This window comes from Bradyrhizobium sp., assembly GCF_049798375.1.
GTDB lineage: Bacteria > Pseudomonadota > Alphaproteobacteria > Rhizobiales > Xanthobacteraceae > Bradyrhizobium.
This window is the reverse complement of record NZ_JBARGP010000023.1, coordinates 1-3,968: the sequence shown is the minus strand read 5'-3', so window position 1 is coordinate 3,968 and position 3,968 is coordinate 1. Positions and strand designations below refer to the sequence as shown.

At 62.2% G+C, this 3,968-nt stretch carries 2 protein-coding genes; one reads left to right on the top strand and one right to left on the bottom strand.

Features of this window, described 5'->3' with window-relative positions; genetic code table 11:
• The first annotated feature begins 449 nt into the window (after window positions 1-449).
• On the top strand, window positions 450-845 hold the full coding sequence (locus WA702_RS00880; RefSeq protein WP_425108637.1) for a GFA family protein: 396 nt from the start codon (window positions 450-452) through the stop codon (window positions 843-845).
• A gap of 1,058 nt (window positions 846-1,903) precedes the next feature.
• Here WA702_RS00880 and uvrB read toward each other — a convergent pair.
• Window positions 1,904-3,968 (bottom strand): excinuclease ABC subunit UvrB (gene uvrB / locus WA702_RS00875; protein WP_425108636.1); only part of this gene is annotated, 2,065 nt, incomplete at its 5' end.

The window sequence follows — 3,968 nt, the reverse complement described above, 5'->3', positions numbered from 1 at the left end:
CCTTAGCGCCAGCCTTGAACCCGGCGGATCGCCGGTCCAAATCAGCACAGTTGCTCCCCGGGGACCGGCGTTCTTGCCCCCGTCGGCCGCGCGCTCGTCGAGCACGACGGCCTTGATGTCAGCACCGGGACATCAGGACCACACGACTTGGCCGTCCGCGTCGGCGCCGCTCGTCAGTCGGCCCTTCGCGTCCACCGCATCCCGCCTCGCGTTCGTGACGATCGCGATCCGCCCCTCATGGTGAGACGGGACGGCCGTAAGCATCGTCTTGATTTGCCCGACATGGCAAGGGCGCGGGTGTGCGACACGGTAACCCGACGGGCAGTCACACAGCACATCACACTCTGGCAGACGCGACAAAAGCGAAGCAGTCGCGCAAAATGCGACGGCCTCCGGCGCCGACGATCAGTGCCGGATGCAGGCCATCGTCAGCGTGAGCGGAGGGAAGCATGATCCGTGGCAGTTGCCTGTGCGGTCGTGTGACATATCGGATCAACGGCGTATTGAAGCGCGCGCTCAATTGCCATTGTTCTATGTGCCGCAAAGCCCAAGGCTCCGCATTCCGAAGCCGCGCATCCGCAAAGGCATCCGAGTTCGAATGGCTGCAGGGCGAGGATGTCGTCACATTCCATGAATCGTCGTCGGGCAATTATCGCGGCTTCTGCAGCGTCTGTGGCTCTCCGATTGTCTCGAAGTTTGACGGCGTCCCGTATGTCGGCGTGCCACTCGGCCCGCTCGACGATGATCCCGGCGTCCGCCCCGAGCTTCACGTCCATGTCGACAGCAAGGCGCCGCGGTTCACTATCACGGATGATCTGCCGCAGTTGCCGGAGGGGCCGAAATAAGGACGGTCCTCCCGCGGTCATTCCGGGGCGGGTTGCAGCCCGAGCCCGGAATCCATTTGCCTCGGCAATGCGGATCAATGGATTCTGGACAGCCGCTGCGTATCTTCCGGAATGACGAGGCTGCACTTCTGTTGGAAAGAAATAGTCTATCTGCAATAGGGGACGACATGCATGCCCCGATCAAGGCGCTGCCATGAACTATTGGCGCTACGGTGTTGGATACGACTACTGGAAATTTGTTTGGGGTCTCTTCTTTTTCATTCTCTATGCCGTCGGGATCATCGCGTTAATACGCAATGTCTGGAAGACTTGATCGCCTGACTACCACTGGCTCGGCGTGATGGTCTGCTTTATCGCCGTCGGCCTTGCGATCTATCTGATCTTCATCGTCCAGATTTAGTGCAAGTCCGTTGCGTCTCGGGAGCTGAAACATGCGTCCATCTCACCTTATTGTAACCTGCGCTCCCCTGGCCGAACTTTGGAATGACGGAGGTCCAATGGACGCACGTCGTTTGAACTGGATAGGAGACATGGAGATTGTCGATCTTTTGCGGGAAGAGGCGAGCTTCGTCGTTGCCGACGTTGTGCATCCACTGCGATGGATACAGGTTGCGGACCGCTTTACGTTCTGGAAGAAGGAGGTTCAGCCTCATTTAGCCCCGCCAGATACAGTCGGGTTCTAACCCGACGATTACCCCGGTGAATACTGCTACGTCGCCTCCCTGTGGAAGTGCGGCTCATCCGCTGCAGTCATCCTTCTCGAAAAGCATCACTGAATTCGGTCGCTATTCGCGCGCACTTGTGCAGTGCCTGAATGGGCGTCGTCGATATAGGACGCTGTTTCTCCACGTCATTCCGGGGCGCGCATAGCGAGCCCGGAATCCATAACCACGGACCGGAGTGTTGTACTCGACGTCGGATCACCTGCCACAACATGATCGTCACGGCATATCGATTCCGGGCTCATCGCTGCGCGATGCCCCGGAATGACGAGCGGAGATAGCCGCGGCCTGACATTCAATCAGGTCGAAATGGCTGCTAAAGCGGAGGCCTGTGTCTCACCGCTTCTTCCATCCACCCCGCTTCCCCGGGGCGCCGCCTGTCGAGCGCGGGGAAGGGCCAAATTCCGGGCCGGAGTCGCGGGAGTTTTCCGGCTGGATGATCCGGCTGGAGGCGCCGAACGGTTTTGACGGCAGCTTCGGGTTCGGGCGGAAGGGCAGGGATTCCGGGCCGTGCATCTCGTCGAGATGCGGCTTGTGGACCTTGGAGCCGCGAGCACCTCCCGTGGATTGCCCCTCACCCCGTCCCTCTCCCCGTGAAGAACGGGGAGAGGGGGAGGAGCCACCGGTGATCTCGTCATGAGATGGGAGCAGAGGGTCGGTGGCGCGGGGTTTGCCGCCCCGTGCTGAAACACCACGTCCCTTCATTGCCGCTGTCGGCAGATTGGCGGCGTCGCCGTATTTCTTCGCGCCCGCATACGATCCCGCCTTGCCTTGCACCGTGCGCTGTTTCGCGGTGGGATCGTCGACCACGGCGAGTTCGGTGGCGCGCAGGCGCTTGACCTCGTCGCGCAGCCGCGCTGCCTCCTCGAAGTTCAAATCGGCCGCGGCCTCGCGCATCCTGGTTTCGAGGTCGGCCAGCACCGTCTCGAAATTATGTCCGATCGAGATGGCGTCGTCGGTGGCGGTGCCGCTGCCGATCTCGATCAGCACGTGATCGCGCTCATAGACCGAGCCGAGGATGTCGCCGATCGATTTCTTGATGCTCTCCGGCGTGATGCCGTGGGCCGTGTTGTACTCGACCTGCTTCTCGCGGCGGCGCGCGGTCTCGGCCATCGCGCGCTCCATCGAGCCCGTGACCTGGTCGGCATAGAGGATCACCCGGCCGTCGACGTTACGCGCGGCGCGGCCGATGGTCTGGATCAGCGAGGTCTCGCTGCGCAAAAAACCTTCCTTGTCGGCGTCGAGGATCGCGACCAGCGCGCATTCGGGAATGTCGAGGCCTTCGCGCAAGAGGTTGATGCCGACCAGCGCGTCGAACGCGCCCAGGCGCAAGTCGCGGATGATCTCGATGCGCTCGATGGTATCGATGTCCGAGTGCATGTAGCGGACGCGAATGCCCTGCTCATGCAGATATTCGGTCAGGTCCTCGGCCATGCGCTTGGTCAGCACCGTGATCAATGAGCGGTAGCCAGCCTGCGCGGTGGCCCGAACCTCGCCCAGGAGATCATCGACCTGGGTGCGTGCCGGCCGGATATCGACGGGCGGATCGATCAAGCCGGTGGGGCGGATGACCTGCTCGACGAATACGCCGCCGCTCTCGTTCAGCTCCCAGGCCGAGGGCGTCGCCGACACCGCGACCGTCTGCGGCCGCATCATGTCCCATTCCTCGAAGCGGAGCGGGCGGTTGTCCATGCAGGAGGGCAGGCGGAAGCCGTATTCGGCCAAGGTCGCCTTGCGGCGGAAGTCGCCGCGGAACATGCCGCCGATCTGCGGCACCGTGACGTGGCTCTCGTCGGCGAACACCAGCGCGTTGTCGGGCACGTATTCGAACAAGGTCGGCGGCGGCTCGCCGGGCAGGCGGCCAGTCAGATAGCGCGAATAGTTCTCGATGCCGGCGCAGCTTCCGGTCGCTTCCATCATCTCGAGATCGAAGGTGGTGCGCTGCTCCAGCCGTTGCGCTTCGAGCAGGCGGCCCTGGTCGTGCAGCTGGTCGAGCCGCATCTTCAATTCGGATTTGATCGACTTGATCGCCTGCACCAGCGTCGGGCGCGGCGTCACATAGTGCGAGTTGGCGTAGATTTTTATAAATTCGAGCTCGTCCTGCTTGTGGCCGGTGAGCGGATCGAACTCCTCAATGTTCTCGACGCTGTCGCCGAACAGGTTCACGCGCCAGGCGCGATCCTCATAGTGCGCTGGGAAGATGTCGATGACGTCGCCGCGCACCCGGAAGGTGCCGCGGGTAAAATCGTGCTGGGTGCGCTTGTATTGCAGCGCGACGAGGTCGGCGATCAGCTGCCGCTGGTCGATGCGCTCGCCCTTCTTCAGCGCGAACGTCATCGCGGTGTAGGTCTCGACCGAGCCGATACCGTAGATGCAGGAGACGGAGGCGACGATGATGACG